General features: G+C 73.6%; 9 protein-coding genes and 1 tRNA gene. 6 read left to right on the top strand and 4 right to left on the bottom strand.

Annotation, left to right across the window (positions count from 1 at the left end):
* Positions 1-90: 90 nt before the first annotated feature.
* Positions 91-777 carry a hypothetical protein gene (locus tag ACMXGY_RS16130; protein WP_483773996.1) on the bottom strand — a complete coding sequence of 229 codons (687 nt, stop codon included), beginning with the start codon at positions 775-777 and terminating at the stop codon, positions 91-93.
* Positions 778-885: 108 nt separating this feature from the next.
* Positions 886-1,491 carry a TetR/AcrR family transcriptional regulator gene (locus ACMXGY_RS16125; protein WP_483773995.1) on the bottom strand — a complete coding sequence of 202 codons (606 nt, stop codon included), beginning with the start codon at positions 1,489-1,491 and terminating at the stop codon, positions 886-888.
* 195 nt (positions 1,492-1,686) lie between these two features.
* Here ACMXGY_RS16125 and ACMXGY_RS16120 point away from each other — a divergent pair.
* The 4 genes from ACMXGY_RS16120 (at position 1,687) to ACMXGY_RS16105 (ending at position 5,134) form a co-directional block, all read left to right on the top strand.
* Positions 1,687-1,758, top strand: a tRNA-Gln gene (locus tag ACMXGY_RS16120).
* Between the two features lie 30 nt (positions 1,759-1,788).
* Positions 1,789-3,456 carry a bifunctional UDP-N-acetylglucosamine diphosphorylase/glucosamine-1-phosphate N-acetyltransferase GlmU gene (glmU, locus tag ACMXGY_RS16115; protein ID WP_483773994.1) on the top strand — a complete coding sequence of 556 codons (1,668 nt, stop codon included), beginning with the start codon at positions 1,789-1,791 and terminating at the stop codon, positions 3,454-3,456.
* A gap of 48 nt (positions 3,457-3,504) precedes the next feature.
* Positions 3,505-4,488, top strand: coding sequence for a ribose-phosphate diphosphokinase (locus ACMXGY_RS16110; protein ID WP_483773993.1), 984 nt, complete (start codon positions 3,505-3,507; stop codon positions 4,486-4,488).
* A gap of 34 nt (positions 4,489-4,522) precedes the next feature.
* On the top strand, positions 4,523-5,134 hold the full coding sequence (locus tag ACMXGY_RS16105) for an SIMPL domain-containing protein (RefSeq protein ID WP_483773992.1): 612 nt from the start codon (positions 4,523-4,525) through the stop codon (positions 5,132-5,134).
* Here the strand turns inward: ACMXGY_RS16105 and ACMXGY_RS16100 are convergent.
* Positions 5,106-7,847 (bottom strand): hypothetical protein, encoded by a 2,742-nt coding sequence (locus ACMXGY_RS16100; protein ID WP_483773991.1) that lies wholly within the window; start codon positions 7,845-7,847, stop codon positions 5,106-5,108. The genes ACMXGY_RS16105 and ACMXGY_RS16100 overlap by 29 nt on opposite strands.
* 268 nt (positions 7,848-8,115) lie before the next feature.
* On the opposite strand from ACMXGY_RS16100, the gene ACMXGY_RS16095 reads away from it, so the two are divergent.
* Positions 8,116-8,847 carry a GOLPH3/VPS74 family protein gene (locus ACMXGY_RS16095; RefSeq protein ID WP_483773990.1) on the top strand — a complete coding sequence of 244 codons (732 nt, stop codon included), beginning with the start codon at positions 8,116-8,118 and terminating at the stop codon, positions 8,845-8,847.
* Between the two features lie 27 nt (positions 8,848-8,874).
* Here ACMXGY_RS16095 and ACMXGY_RS16090 read toward each other — a convergent pair whose 3' ends face one another.
* A complete protein-coding gene (locus ACMXGY_RS16090) occupies positions 8,875-10,185 on the bottom strand; it encodes a UDP-glucose dehydrogenase family protein (protein WP_483773989.1) in 1,311 nt (436 codons plus the stop codon).
* A gap of 267 nt (positions 10,186-10,452) precedes the next feature.
* Between ACMXGY_RS16090 and ACMXGY_RS16085 the strand changes: the two genes are divergently transcribed.
* The gene (locus ACMXGY_RS16085) at positions 10,453-14,727 is read left to right on the top strand and encodes a LamG-like jellyroll fold domain-containing protein (protein ID WP_483773988.1); all 4,275 of its coding nucleotides are present in this window, start codon (positions 10,453-10,455) and stop codon (positions 14,725-14,727) included.
* Positions 14,728-15,009 lie beyond the last annotated feature (282 nt).

Here is a 15,009-nt window from a genome sequence, read left to right as displayed (position 1 = left end):
TGCGGCCCAGCAAACCACCCGCACGACGGCGGTGCCCGGGACATTCGTCATGACCTCACGCCGTTCGCGGGGGGCGGGGGGCAGGTGTCGTCAGCCGCGGTGCTCGTCCCGGGCGCGCGGCAGCGGCGACCTGGCGGCCCGGACCGTGAGCCGCAGCATGGCGGCGGTCGCGTCGTCCACGTCCGCGGCGTCGTCGCGCCGGAGGGCGTCGAGCGCGGACCACAGGAGCCCGCGGGCGACCGCCGACTCCTGCTCGTCGAGCCGGTCGGCGACCGACTCGACCGCGCTCATCGCGACGAGCACGCGCATGCCCGCCGCCGTGGGCGGCGCGACGCGGACGCGGCGGATCTCGACGGCGGCGCGCAGCGCCCGGCGTTCGACGCGCGTCAGCCGGGGACCGGTCAGCCGCAGGAGCACGCCCGTCACGAGCGCAGCCGCCAGGCCGAGCGTCGCGGCGTGCACGACGAGGACCGCCGCCGAGAGGTCGCGCCCGACGACGACGGCGGACAGGGCCGCGAGCACGCCCGCCGCGAGGGCGAGCCGTGCGCCGTCGACGGACGCCTGCCACTCGGCGTGCCGGCGCACGCGGTGCAGCTCGCGTGGCGTCAGGCCGGGCACCAGCACGTCCGTGCGCTGCACGATCCGCTCCGGCGCACCGGCGACGGCGCCCTGGAGGCAGCGCGCCGTCGTCCAGGTCGAGTATCCCCAGATCGTGGGACGGACCTCGTCCCGGCAGTCGTCGTCCGTGCGGTCGTGCGACCGGTCGTGCCCGTGCATCCCGTTCCCGCCTTCGTCGTCTCGCCCTGCTTCCACGAGGAGAGACGGGCGGGCCGGGACGTCATGACGCGGGGTCGGGTGTGGTCCGCGCGACAGGCGCCGGCCGGGTCAGCCCTTCGCGTCGGTGATGAGGCGGGGGCGCTTCTCCATGTCGGCGAGCCCGTTCCACGCGAGGTTGACGAGGTGCGCGGCGACCTCGGTCTTCTTCGGCGAGCGCACGTCCAGCCAGTACTGGCCGGTGAGCGCGACCATCCCGACGAGCATCTGCGCGTAGATCGGCGCGACCTTGGGGTCGAGCCCGCGCGAGCGGAACTGGTTCGCGAGCAGGTGCTCGACCTGGGTGGCGACGTCGCCGATGAGGCTCGAGAACGTGCCGGTCGCCTGGGCGACGGGGGAGTCGCGCACGAGGATGCGGAACCCGTCCTCGGACGCCTCGATGTACGACAGGAGGGCGAGCGCGGTCCGCTCGAGCAGGACCTTGGGGTGGCCGCCCTGGTCGAGCGCGCCGGAGAGGGCGGCGGTGAGCGCCTGCACCTCGCGGTCCACGACGACGGCGTAGACGCCCTCCTTGCCGCCGAAGTGCTCGTACACGACCGGCTTGGACACCTCCGCGCGGGCCGCGATCTCCTCGACGCTCGTCCCCTCGAACCCCTTCTCCGCGAAGAGGCCGCGGCTCACGACGAGCAGCTGCTCGCGCCGCTGGCTCGCGGTCATGCGGGAACGGGGGGTACGTCGGGGCTCGGCCACGAGGACCATCATGCCGTGCTGTGGTGCGGACCACGGTGCGCACGGGACGAGTCGGACACCGGCGTCGTCGCGCACGGGGGCCGACCTGGCAGACTGTTCCCGGACCCACGCCGCCCGCGGCAGCCCGGGAACGAGCCGGGACGCACGCGTGGCCGGGTCCGGTCCGCCTTGGTGTAATCGGCAGCACAAGGGTTTTTGGTGCCCTTGGTCCAGGTTCGAGTCCTGGGGGCGGAGCTCGTGCCACCGAACCCGAGGGGAACACCCATGGAAGCTCAGCAGGGAACCGACGCGAGCGTCGCCCCCGCTGCCGTGATCGTCCTCGCCGCAGGCGAGGGGACGCGGATGAAGTCGTCCACCCCGAAGATGCTGCACACGCTCGCGGGCCGCAGCCTGCTCGGGCACGTGCTCGTCGCGTCGCGCTCCCTCGACCCGGCTCTGCTCGCCGTGGTCGTGCGGCACGAGCGGGACCGGGTCGCCGAGCACGCGCAGGGCGTGGACCCCCAGGTCCTGGTCGTCGACCAGGACGAGATCCCGGGGACGGGCCGAGCGGTGCAGTGCGCGCTGACCGCGCTCGACGCGAAGGCGCACGCGCAGGCGCTCCTGCACGGCGTGCCCGACGGCGAGGAGGGCCGCGGCCTCGGGGACGGGCTCGAGGGCCCGGTCGTCGTCACCGCGGGCGACACCCCGCTGCTCGACGGCGGCACGCTCGCCCAGCTCCTCGCGGCGCACGTCGCGGACGGCAACGCGGTGACCCTGCTGACGACCGAGCTCGACGACGCGACCGGCTACGGGCGCGTCGTGCGCGACGCGTCCGGCGACGTGCAGCGCATCGTGGAGCACAAGGACGCCTCGGTCGAGGAGCTGCTGATCCGGGAGATCAACGCCTCGATCTACGTGTTCGACGCCGCGGTGCTGCGCCGTGGGCTCGCCACGCTCGGGCGCGACAACGCGCAGGGCGAGGTCTACCTCACGGACGTCGTCGCGGCCGCGCGGGCCGAGGGCGGCGCCGTGCGGGCGCTCGTCTCCGACGACCCGACGGTCGTCGAGGGCGTCAACGACCGCGTCCAGCTCTCCGTCCTGCGGGCCGAGATGAACCGCCGGATCCTCGAGGACTGGATGCGCGCGGGCGTGACCGTCGTCGACCCGGCCACGACGTGGGTCGACGTCGACGTCGAGCTCGCGCGGGACGTCACGCTCCTGCCGGGCACGCAGCTCCACGGCGCGACCGTGGTCGCCGAGGGCGCGACCGTCGGGCCGGACACGACGCTCACGGACACCGAGGTGGGCGCCGGCGCGACGGTGACCCGCACGCACGGCAGCCTCGCGGTGCTGGGCGCGGGGACGAGCGTGGGGCCGTTCGCCTACCTGCGACCGGGGACCGTGCTCGGCGCGAAGGGCAAGATCGGGACGTTCGTCGAGACGAAGAACGCGGAGATCGGCGAGGGGTCGAAGATCCCGCACCTGTCGTACGTCGGTGACGCGACGATCGGCGAGCACACGAACATCGGCGCGGCGTCGGTCACCGTCAACTACGACGGCGTGCACAAGCACCGCACGGTCATCGGATCCCACGCGCGCACGGGCGCCGACAACATGTTCGTCGCCCCGGTGACCGTCGGTGACGGCGCGTACACCGCGGCCGGCTCCGTCATCCGTCGCGACGTGCCCGCGGGCGCGCTGGGCGTCAGCGGCGGGCAGCAGCGCAACATCGAGGGCTGGGTCGAGCGCCGTCGTCCGGGCACCGCTGCGGCCGACGCCGCCGCGGCCGCGCGTGCGACCGACCCCGACGCGGCGCCGATCGGCGCGCAGGCCCAGGCGCAGCTCGCGGACCAGAGCGCGGCCGCCACGGCCGAGCGCCCGACGCCGCCCCCGCCGGGCCCCGACCTCGAGAGCACGCTCGACGCGCTGCGCACCGCACGCGCGACGGACTGACCCCCCACGAACCCGACCCCGTCACCGGACACCACAGAAGGAACCCGCATGAGCAGCACGATCGCCGGAAACGGGGACAAGTCCCTCGTCCTCGCCTCGGGGCGCGCGCACCCCGAGCTCGCCAACGACGTCGCGCGGGAGCTGGGCATCGACCTGCTCCCCACGACGGCGTACGACTTCGCCAACGGCGAGATCTACGTCCGGTTCGGCGAGTCCGTGCGCGGCGCCGACGTGTTCATCCTCCAGAGCCACACCGCGCCGATCAACCAGTGGATCATGGAGCAGCTGCTCATGGTCGACGCCGCCAAGCGCGCCTCGGCCCGCACCATCACGGTCGTCCAGCCGTTCTACGGCTACGCCCGCCAGGACAAGAAGCACCGCGGCCGCGAGCCGATCTCGGCCCGCCTCATGTCCGACCTGTTCACCGCCGCAGGCGCTGACCGTCTCATGAGCGTGGACCTGCACGCCGCGCAGACGCAGGGCTTCTTCGACGGCCCGGTCGACCACCTGTGGGCCATGCCGATCCTCACCGACTACGTCCGCACGCGCGTGGACACGTCGAACGTCACCGTCGTGTCGCCCGACGCCGGGCGCATCCGCGTCGCGGAGCAGTGGGCGGCCAAGCTCGGCGGTGGCCCGCTCGCGTTCGTCCACAAGACGCGGGACATCACGCGGCCCAACCAGGCCGTCGCCAACCGCGTCGTCGGCGAGGTCGAGGGTCGTGACTGCGTGCTCGTCGACGACCTCATCGACACCGGCGGCACGATCGCCGAGGCCGTGCGGGTCATCCTCGCCGCGGGCGCGCGGTCGGTCGTCGTGGCCGCGACGCACGGCGTGCTGTCCGACCCGGCGGCGCAGCGCCTCTCCGAGTGCGGTGCGAGCGAGGTCGTCATCACCGACACGCTGCCCATCGCCGCGGACAAGCAGTTCCCGCAGCTCACCGTGCTGTCCATCGCGCCGCTCGTCGCGCGCGCGATCCGCGAGGTGTTCGACGACGGCTCGGTCACCTCGCTCTTCGACGGCAACAGCTGAGGTCTCCGCTCAGGAGGATCGGGAGGGTAGCGCGATGGGCACGTCGGGAGTCACGACCACCGGCCAGGGCGCGGTGACGGCCGCGCCGGACGTCGCCGTCGTCGAGCTGGGCGCGGAGGCGAGCGCCCCGGGCGTGCAGGACGCGCTCGACCGCGCGAACGCCGGGCTCGCCGCGGCGCGCGACGCGCTCGTCGCGGCGGGCGTCGCAGCGGCCGACGTGCGCACGTCGCAGACCTCGACGTGGACCGAGCAGCGCGAGGACGGCCCGCGCACGACGGCGCGGCTCACCCTCCGCGCGACCGTGCGCGACGTCGCGGCGTGCGGCGAGATCGTGCGCGCGGCGCTCGACGCGGCCGGCCCGGTCGCCCGGCTGGACTCGACGAGCCTGGCCGTCGGCGACCCGGGGCCGCTCGCCGTCGCCGCGCGCGACGCCGCGTTCGCCGACGCGCGCTCGCGCGCCGAGCAGTACGCGCGGCTCGCCGGGCGCTCGCTCGGGCCCGTCGTCGAGGTCCGCGAGGACGTCGGTGGTCCGGGGCCGATGCCGCGGATGCTCGCGGCGAAGACCACGAGCGACGCGCTCGTCGTCGAGCCGGGCACTCAGGAGGTCCGCGCGAGCGTCACCGTGCGCTGGGAGCTTGCGGACTGACGGTGGTCGTCGCGCGCTCGGCCTGCTGCTCCGGCGTGACGTCGAGACCGAGCCACCGGTGCAGGGCCGCGAAGTAGCGCGTCAGGGTGACGCCGTCGGGGGCCTTCAGCCGGTAGAGGCGATCGCGCAGGTCGTCGGCGAGGAGCTTGCCCTGAGCACTGTCGCGCCGGGGTACGTCGCGCCGGCGCAGACAGCCGCCTTCCGCCAGGACGTCCGCCACGTCATGACGGACGGGCGCCAGGGGCGTCGGTACCGACTCGACGAGGCTCGCCACGCGACGCAGGCGTACCGCGGTGGCAACGGGCAGCCGGGTCGTACGGACGATCGCCGCCACGGAGCGGGGCAGCAGGTCGGCCTCGACGAGGCCCGCATGCCGCAACCCGTCACGGACCGCTGCGAGCGCGCGGAGGTCGAGGAAGCCCGCGGCCGGGTCTCCGAACTCACGACGGTAGGCCGTCGTCCTGCGGAAGGCACGCAGCTGGGGATCTTCGCGCATCCAGCGCGTGTTCTCCGGATCGGCGCCCGCCAGGCGCAGCTCGCGGACTGCCTCCTCCGGTTCCTCGCCGACGGTGGCGAGGTAGCACGCGCGGTTGTACCGCGCTGACGGAGAGCGTGGATCGGCCGCTTCGTCCTGCTGCGTCCGGGGCTCGATCGTGTCGTGCCTCACCGCGTACGGCACGAGCTCCTCGGTGGCGTAGCGGATCTCCCTGACGGTGGCGGACTCCTGGGCACCGGTCGTCGAGGCGTCGCGATCGTCCGGAGCGTCGTGCGCAGCGGCGTCGAGGCTGCCCCGGAGCTCGTCCAGGTACTTCGTCAGGGCTGAACCTGGGTGGATTACCTCGCCCGCAGCGTACGAACGGTTGATCTCCATGGCAGCGCGGACGTAGAGGGCCCGGAGGCGGAGTGCCGTATACCCGGGGTTCGCACGATGGTTCTGGTGCGGATCCTCATGGCGTTTCGCGAACGCCGTGAGCCACTCGACGTAGGACGTCAGCTCGGCGTTGTCCTGCGACTCGCGCAGCGACGCGTGCATCAGCGCGAACTGGACCAGGTCCGACGACGGGTCGAGCTCCGCCGCGGCGGCGAGCACCGGACGGCGCGCGCTGTCGGCGCGCAGGTCGGTCGTCGCGACGTAGTGCAGGGCGAGGCTGCGCCAGCTCGTCGTGCCGCACAGCCCGTCGAAGCCGTCGTGGTGCCGGCTGAGCGTCGACACGACGACCGCCGCAGCACCGCGGTAGAGGTCGATCGTCTCCAGCTTGGCGCTCTCCTCGGGTGCGACCCGGAGCAGCACGTGCCGGTCGACGATGGCCGAGCCCGCCGCTCGCCCGTTGCGGGTGACCATGACGGAGAGACGGTCACCGTCGTTCGCCGCCACGTGGACTCGCCACGGAGCCGCTCCGAGCACGGCACGCAGGACGTCGGCCGCAGCGGTGACGACCTTCCCAGAGGTGATGCCCCCGAGCACGCCGCTCTGGAGCGCGTCGACGTCCGCGCCCGTGGGCGTCTCGAGCCCGCGTGGCCTCTCGGCGCCGAGCTCGCGCAGGAACGCCACCACCCGGGCTCGGCCGGCCTCGCTCTGCCCGGTCGCGTCCGTGACCTGGACCGACACCCGCAAGCGCGTCGCCACAGCGAGCGCGACGAGACCGACCCCGAGGAGAGCGAGCAGGGTTCCCGACACTGCGACGGCGCCCGCGAACGGGACGACCTCGGGCGCGGGCCGGTCGGTCTCCCGGAGCGCTCGGCGCACGAAGGCCGCGACCACGACGCTCAGGAAGACCGTCGACGCCGCGGCGCCGATCAACAGCCAGCGCCACCACGGCCACACGTCGTCGCGAGGGTCGTTCCGGGCGCGCGCCACGACGAGCAGCGTCGCCACCGCGACGGCCACAGAGGCGACGGCCCAGGTTCCCACGGCCGCGGTGCACGGACCGCTCACGCGACACGTGTCCCGGCCCGCGTCGAGGACGTCGGTCGCGAACGCCGTCGTGAGGGTCAGGGAGGCGAGGACGAGCGCGACCCCACCGGCCGCGGCGGCCGTCAGCCGCGCATGACGGGGCAGACGCGGCCAGTACAGCGTGACGCCCGCGAGCGAGCGGGCAAGGACGAGCAGGACCACGAGGACGAGAGCCGCGGCGAGCGCGGGCTTCTCCAGCGGCTCGACGAACCGGTCGACGAAGGAGTCCCACGACTCCGCGGCCTCGCCGACGGGCTGGGCGAGCGCCACGTCGGCGTTGGTCTTCGCCTGGGAGGCGGTCTCGTTCTCCGCATCGATCCCCAACGCCTCGGCCGCTTTGTCCCGGGCCGCCTGCGCGTCCGTCGGGACGAGCTCCGCGGCCTCCTCCGCGAGCTCCTGAGCTCGGACGACCGCGGCGCTCGCGAGCTCCTCCTCGAGTGCGCAGGCCTGGGCCGGGCTCCGCCCCTCCTCGACCGCGGTGGTCGTGCCGTCCTCGCCGAGGGTCGTCGTCGTGCCCGACGACGTCTCGGCAGGGCCCTCCCTCACGGAACGCACGGCGGTGAGGAGCTCGGTCGCAGCCTGGGGGAGCGCCGCGTCGACCAGGTCTCGGACCCCGTCGCACACGTCCGAGACACCTGCCGGGCTGCCCGGGGCGGGTGCTGCGACGGCCAGGGACGTGAGGACGATCGCGGCCGTGGCGAGGAGGCGGGACGCCGTAAGGCCCCGTCGGCGTCTGTCGCGGATGGTGCAGGCTCGCATGGCGTGCTCCCGGAGAAGTCGGGGCAACGGCGTTCGACGTCGAACGCGACGAGCCGTCGACGGCGAGGCTCGGAACAGCGGCGTGCGCTCAGTGCTCTCGAACCGCAGGTTCCCACCGCGGCCGCTGGGGTGCGCGGCGAACGGCGGGTGAACTTTCGGACGTGGACATGTCGAGCGCCCCTCGACGAGCCCGCGGCGTGCACGGCACACGGCCCGGCCGTGACATTCGGCACCTGCTGCGCCCGTGGTGACGTCCTAGCGTGGAGACATGCTCATCCTCGAGGACTACCTGCTGCTCACGCTCGACGACGTGACCGGGAAGGCCGTCGTCGACGCCTCGTACCGCGAGCAGGTCGCGGCCGGCGCGCTGCTCCTGGAGCTCGCGCTCCTGGGTCGGGCCGACCTGGCGGGCGACGGTGACGGCGGTCGCGTGGGACGGATCGTCGTCCGCGACGCCTCCGCGACGGGCAATCCCCTGCTGGACGAGGCGCTCGACGTCGTCCGCTCGCGCGAGGGGTCGAAGCCCAAGGCGCTGGTCGGGCCTCTCGCCAAGCTCAAGCCCGCGTCGCGCGCGATCGCCTCCCTCGCCGAGCGAGGGGTCCTGCGCCGCGAGCACGGCCGCGTCCTCGGGATCTTCCCGACCACCCGCTGGCCCGCCGCCGACTCCCGTCACGAGGACGGCGTCCGCGCCGCCCTGTGGCGGGTCCTGGTCGACGGTGCGGTGCCCGACGAGCGCACGGCCGCCGTCGTCACGATCCTCTCCGCGACCGGGCAGGCGGGGCGGGTCCTCGCCGCGGGCGGGGACCGGGGCGCACCCGCAGTGGCCGAGGCCGGCGTGGAGTGGAGCGGTGCCCGACGGCGCGAGGTCGACCGGCGCGCGAAGGAGATCGCGAGCGAGAGCTGGGCCAGCGCGGCGGTCAAGGCCTACGTCGACGAGGTCACCGCCGTGATCCTCGTCGGAGCGACGGTCGCGGCGACGGCGGGGGCGACGTCGGGCTGAGTTCGAGGGGCATGCTCCGCCGCGGCGTCAGGGCCTGCCGAGCGCGCGGTACGTCCACCCTGCCTCCCGCCAGTGCCCGGGGTCGAGCGCGTTGCGCCCGTCGAGCACCCGACGGTGCGCCACGTGCGCGCCCAGCGCACGCGGATCGAGGTCGCGGTACTCGCGCCACTCCGTGAGCAGGACGACGACGTCCGCCTCCTGCGCGGCCTCCTCCGCGGTTGCGGCGAACTTCAGCTCGGGTGCGGTCCGGCGGGCGTTCTCGACCGCGCGGGGATCGGTCACGACGACGTGCGCGCCCTGCAGGTGCATCTGCATCGCCACGTTGAGGGCGGGCGAGTCGCGCGTGTCGTCGCTGTCCGGCTTGAAGGCGGCACCGAGCACGGCGACGTTGCGGCCCACGATCGACCCTCCGCACACCTCGCGCGCGAGATCGACCATGCGCACCCGGCGGCGCATGTTGATCGAGTCGACCTCGCGCAGGAACGAGAGCGCCTGGTCTACACCGAGCTCACCAGCGCGCGCCATGAACGCGCGGATGTCCTTGGGGAGACAGCCACCGCCGAACCCGAGGCCCGCGTTGAGGAAGCTGCGGCCGATGCGCGCGTCGTGACCGATCGCATCCGCGAGCACCGTGACGTCGCCGCCGGTGGCCTCGCACAGCTCGGCCATCGCGTTGATGAAGGAGATCTTCGTCGCGAGGAACGAGTTCGCGGCGACCTTGACGAGCTCGGCCGTCGCGAAGTCGGTGACGACCTTCGGGGTGCCGTCCGCGAGGACGCTCGCGTAGACCTCGTCGAGGACGCTCACGGGTACGCCGTCCGCCGTGGGGTCCAGGCCGTAGACGAGCCGGTCCGGGTGCAGCGTGTCCTGCACGGCGTGGCCCTCGCGCAGGAACTCCGGGTTCCAGACGAGATGGGCGCCGGGCTGCACCTCGCGAACGCGCGCGGCGAGCCGCAGCGCGGTGCCCACGGGCACCGTGGACTTGCCGACGACGACGTCGCCAGGGGCCAGGTGGGGCAGGAGCGACTCGACCGCGGCGTCGACGAAGTGCAGGTCCGCGGCATACTCGCCCTGCTTCTGCGGTGTGCCGACGCACACGAAGTGGACGCGTGCGCCCGTGACGCGGGCGACGTCGGTCGTGAACGTCAGCCGACCCTGCGCGATCTCCTGCGCGAGGAGGTCCGGGAGCCCGGGCTCGAAGAACGGGGCGCGCCCGGCCATGAGCGACGCGACCTTGTCGACGTCGACGTCGATGCCGACGACGTCGTGCCCGAGCGAGGCCATGCTGGCTGCGTGCACCGCACCGAGGTACCCGCACCCGACGACGGAGATGCGCATCACGGTCCTCCGGTGGAGACGATCTGGGTGAGCGCTCACGCTACTCCGGCCAGCAGCACCACCGACCGGGCGGATCGGGTGAAATACCCGACACGGTGTGCTGTTCCGCCCGAGCGCGCGGGTCCGCACGGGTGAACTTCGTGCCACGCGCTCGCCCTGGCGGTGCACAGGGTGGTTCGATTCGCGGTGAGGCAGCATGCGGGGGGTGGAGTGCCACGAGGTGGCGCCGCGGCTTCGAACGCGTAGGTGGAAGCAGGGCGCAGGACGATGTCGCACACCCAGGGAACCCCGACCGACCGGTTCGCCCGCCGTCGGTGGTTCGTCGCGACCGCGGGTGCGCTCGTTGGAGCCGTCGCGCTGGTCGGCATCGGTTCCGCCCTCCCCGGGATCCCGGGCGGGGCGACGACGTCGCAGCTCACCGACGTCGTCGGTGACGCCGAGGCCGAGAGCCGCGCGATCGGTGGCCCGGTCGGCCAGGAGGTCGCCGCGAACTTCGACCCCGGGCAGTCCGGACCCGAGGGCCCCGACGCGACCGCGTCGTCGATGTGGTGGCGCTGGACGGCGCCCGAGAGCGGACCGATCACCTTCTCGACGCACGGCAGCGAGATCGACACCGTCCTCACCGTCTACCCCGGTTCCGCCGAGAACGCTCCCGTCGCGACCAACGACGACGAGGGCGACGTGCGGACGTCGTCGGTCACGTTCGACGCGGTCGAGGGCGACGAGTACCTCGTCGAGGTCGGTTCGAAGTCCTCCGACCCTGGCCTGCTCACGCTCGCGTGGCAGCCGCCGGCCCCTGCTGCGGCCGCCGAGCCGCAGGCCCCGGCCACGGCCGCGATCACCTCGACGGGGATCCCGCTCACCGGCAACACCGGTGAGAAGCCGCAGTCCAAGCTCTGGTTCGCAGGTGGGACGTGGTGGTCCGTCCTCGCATCGGCGAGCGCGTCCCCCGCGGGGACGTGGGTGTGGCGCTACGACAACGTGGCCAAGACCTGGACGAACGTCACCCGGATCTCCGAGCGCACCGACGTGCGCGCCGACGTCAAGGCCGTGGGCGACGTCGCCCACGTCCTGCTCCACGGCCCGACGACGACGCTCGTCTCGATCCAGCGTGACGCGCAGTCGAACACGTACGTCCCGTGGGTCTCGCGCACCGGTGCGACGGCGGTCTCGCTCCCAGGCAGCGAGACCGCGACGATCGACGTCGACTCGACCGGCCGCATGTGGGTCGCGTGGGACACCTCGAGCCAGGTGCAGGTGCGCTGGAGCGACGCCCCGTACACGTCCTTCTCGTCACCCGTCACCGTCGCGTCGGGGATCACGGAGGACGACATCGCCGTCGTCACCGCGATGCCGGGCAAGAAGGTCGGCCTGCTGTGGTCCAACCAGAACACGCAGCGGTTCGGCTTCCGGACGCACGCCGACGGCGCGTCGCCCTCGACGTGGACGGCCGACGAGGTCCCCGCAGCAGGGTCCGCGCTCCCGGTCGGTGGTGGTATGGCCGACGACCACCTGAACGTCGCCGTCTCCGACGACGGCACCTTCTACGCGGCCGTCAAGACCTCCTACAACACGGCGGACCGCACCGTCATCGGGCTCCTGGTTCGGCGCCCGAACGGCACCTGGGACCCGCTGCGCGAGGTGGACCGTGTCGGTACGCGCGGCGTCGTCGTCGTCGACGACGTCACGGACCGGCTCCGCGTCGTGTACACGCGCAGCACCAACCTCGACGACATCCTCGTGAAGGAGACGTCCCGGCTCGCGCCCAGCTTCTCCGGTGCGGCCGAGACGGTGCTGGACGGCTCGTGGAACAACGCCACCGCGACGAAGTCGAACGTCCCCGGCGAGGTGCTCGTGATGGCGGCCTCGGCCACGACGGCGCGCGCGGCGCGCCTCGCCTGGACACCCGCGGGGGCTCCGACTGCTCAGGACACGACCGTCGCGACGACCGCGGGCGGATCGGTCACCGGGAAGCTCGGCGCGCAAGCGACGACCGACGAGCCGCTCACGTTCCAGATCGTCACACCGCCGACCACGGGCACGGTGACGGCGCTGAACCCCGCCACGGGTGCGTTCACCTATCGTGCAGGGGGCACGAGCGGGCTCGACTCGTTCACGTTCCGTGTCGGTAGCGGCGGACTGTGGTCGGCCCCCGCGACCGTCGGCGTGCGCGTGTCCTCCGCGGACGGGCTGGTCGGCGCGTGGAACATGGACGAGGGGCAGGGGCTCCTGACCGCCGACTCCTCCGGGTGGGGCAACGGCGGGACCCTGGTCGGCGGGTCGTCGTGGGTGCCGGGCGTCGCAGGCTCCGCCGTGCGCTCGGACGGCATGACCGGCCTCGTGAGGGTCCCGGACTCCGGCGCGCTTGACGTCAGCACCGGTCTCACGGTCGCCGCGTGGGTGCGTCCCGAGCAGGCCGCGACCCAGTACGTCGTGAAGAAGGCGACGAACGACGCCGCCGACGGGTTCGAGCTGGCCCTCGCGAGCAACGGCAAGGCCTTCCTGCGTCTCAACGAGGACAGCTCGGGCGACACGTACCGGGTCAACGCGACGTCCTCGTACCCCACGAACGGGACGTGGGTGCACCTCGTCGGGACGTACGACGGGACGCGCATGAGGATCTTCGTGAACGGTGTGGAGCAGGCGTCGAAGGCAGGTCCGGCGAGCATCGGGACGAACGCGTCCCCGCTGGGCATCGGTGCGGAGGGCAACGGCTACCGGCCCGTCAAGGGCGCGGTCGACGGGGTCCGGCTCTACGACCGAGCGCTCTCGACGAGCGAGGTGACGACACTGTTCCAGGGCGGGACGACGCAGCCCGCGCCCAGCCCCGTCGCGCAGGACGTCGCCGTCACGACGGACCTCGGCCAGCCGGTCTCCGGGACGCTCACGGCGAGCGTCCCGCAGGGTGCGACGCCGCAGTTCGAGATCGTGTCGCAGCCCACGCGGGGGAGCGCCGCGCTGACGAACTCGACCACCGGGGCCTTCGTCTACACGCCCGGCACCACGGCGGGGGCCGACTCGTTCACCTTCCGCGTGCGCGCCGGCGGGCAGTGGTCGACGGCGGCCACCGTCCGCGTCTCGGTCGCCTCGCCCGACGGGCTCGTCGGCGCGTGGGACCTCGACGAGGGCCAGGGGACCACGACCGTCGACTCGTCCGGCTGGGCTCACCACGGTTCGCTCGTCGGCGCCGCCACCTGGGTCCCCGGCGTCGACGGGACTGCCGTCCGGTCGGACGGGTCCACGGGACACGTCCGCATCCCTGACGCCACGCCGCTCGACGTCACGACGCGGATGTCGGTCGCCGCCTGGGTCCGGCCGGAGCAGCTCGCGACGCAGTACGTCGTCAAGAAGGCCGCGCAGGGGACGACGGACGGTTACGAGCTCGGTCTCGCGAGCGGCAGCACGCCGTTCCTGCGGCTGAACCACGCGTCGTCCGGCGACACCTACCGGGTGGACGGGGCGGCGTCGTACCCGACGGACGGGACCTGGGTGCACCTCGTCGGCACCTACGACGGCACGCGCATGCGCATCTACGTGAACGGGGTCGAGCGGGGTTCCAAGGCAGGGCCCGCGAGCATCGGCACCAACTCGCTCCCGCTGGGCATCGGTGCGGAGTCCAACGGGACCCGTGCGACCAAGGGCGCGGTCGACGGCGTCCGGCTGTACGACCGTGCCCTCTCCGCTGCGGACGTCGCGGCTCTCTTCGCCGGAGCGGGCCAGTCCTCGCCGGCTCCGGACCCGGCTCCGGACCCGACGCCGGACCCGACGCCGGACCCGGCTCCGGACCCGACGCCGGACCCGGCTCCGGACCCGACGCCGGACCCGACGCCGGACCCGACGCCGGACCCGACGCCCGACCCCGCGCCGGACCCGACGCCGGAGCCGACGCCGGACCCGACGCCCGCGCTGCCGTCGGGTGCTGTCGGGGTGTGGACGTTCGACGAGGGGCAGGGGACCACGGCGGCCGACGGCTCGCCGAACGGCGGGACCGCCTCCCTGCTCTCGGGTGCCGCGTGGGCCGCCGGCGTGAGCGGTAGCTCGCTGGCGCTGGACGGTGCGGACGACCACGCGCGGGTCGATGACAGGGCCTCGCTGGACCTGTCGGGGGCGATGACCGTCTCCGCGTGGGTGCGCCCGGAGCAGAAGGCCACGCAGTACGTGCTGAAGAAGGCGGCTCAGGGCGCCACCGACGGGTACGAGCTCGGGCTCGCGAACGGCGGGACCGCGTTCCTCCGCCTCAACCACGCGTCGTCGGGCGACACGTACCGCGTGGACACGACGAGCGTCTACCCGACGAACGGGACCTGGGTGCACCTCGTGGGGACGTACGACGGGTCGCGGATGCGGATCTACGTCGACGGGGTCGAGCAGGCGTCGAAGGCCGGGCCGGCGAGCATCGGCACGAACTCGCTGCGCCTCGGGATCGGCGCGGAGTCCGACGGGACGCGACCGATAAAGGGTCGCGTCGACGGGGTGCGGCTGTACGACCGGGCCCTGAGCCCGGCCGAGATCGCGCAGCTGTTCACGGCGCCGGGACAGTAGGGCGCGGCAGCCTCGCGGTTTCGCGGGGATGCCGCGGCCGGGTACAGTAGTCAGGTTGCCTCGGCGAGGGACGTCTGACGGCCGGCAGCGCTGGACCGGTGGAGCACACCGGCGGCGCGGGACCGCGAGTGTCAGCCAGACCTGTTGGATCTCCGTTATCGACTGGGCGGTCGTCCTCCTGCGCGCCCGTCACACGTCCCGCGCCGACGCAGCCGCCCGTCCGGGTGGCTTCTCACCGTCCGGACAGCCGACCGCTCCCCACTGGTGGCCGGCCCGCAACGT

The sequence above is a fragment of the Cellulosimicrobium sp. G4 BAM 1002 genome, assembly GCF_057126935.1.
This window is presented reverse-complemented; position numbering and strand designations above follow the sequence as displayed.

Excerpts from the sequence above, each read along its gene's own strand:
- ACMXGY_RS16130 (WP_483773996.1), bottom strand. The coding sequence starts at position 777 with ATGCACGGGCACGACCGGTCGCACGACCGCACGGACGACGACTGCCGG.
- ACMXGY_RS16125 (WP_483773995.1), bottom strand. The coding sequence starts at position 1,491 with ATGACCGCGAGCCAGCGGCGCGAGCAGCTGCTCGTCGTGAGCCGCGGC.
- glmU (WP_483773994.1), top strand. The coding sequence starts at position 1,789 with ATGGAAGCTCAGCAGGGAACCGACGCGAGCGTCGCCCCCGCTGCCGTG.
- ACMXGY_RS16110 (WP_483773993.1), top strand. The coding sequence starts at position 3,505 with ATGAGCAGCACGATCGCCGGAAACGGGGACAAGTCCCTCGTCCTCGCC.
- ACMXGY_RS16105 (WP_483773992.1), top strand. The coding sequence starts at position 4,523 with ATGGGCACGTCGGGAGTCACGACCACCGGCCAGGGCGCGGTGACGGCC.
- ACMXGY_RS16100 (WP_483773991.1), bottom strand. The coding sequence starts at position 7,847 with ATGCGAGCCTGCACCATCCGCGACAGACGCCGACGGGGCCTTACGGCG.
- ACMXGY_RS16095 (WP_483773990.1), top strand. The coding sequence starts at position 8,116 with ATGCTCATCCTCGAGGACTACCTGCTGCTCACGCTCGACGACGTGACC.
- ACMXGY_RS16090 (WP_483773989.1), bottom strand. The coding sequence starts at position 10,185 with ATGCGCATCTCCGTCGTCGGGTGCGGGTACCTCGGTGCGGTGCACGCA.
- ACMXGY_RS16085 (WP_483773988.1), top strand. The coding sequence starts at position 10,453 with ATGTCGCACACCCAGGGAACCCCGACCGACCGGTTCGCCCGCCGTCGG.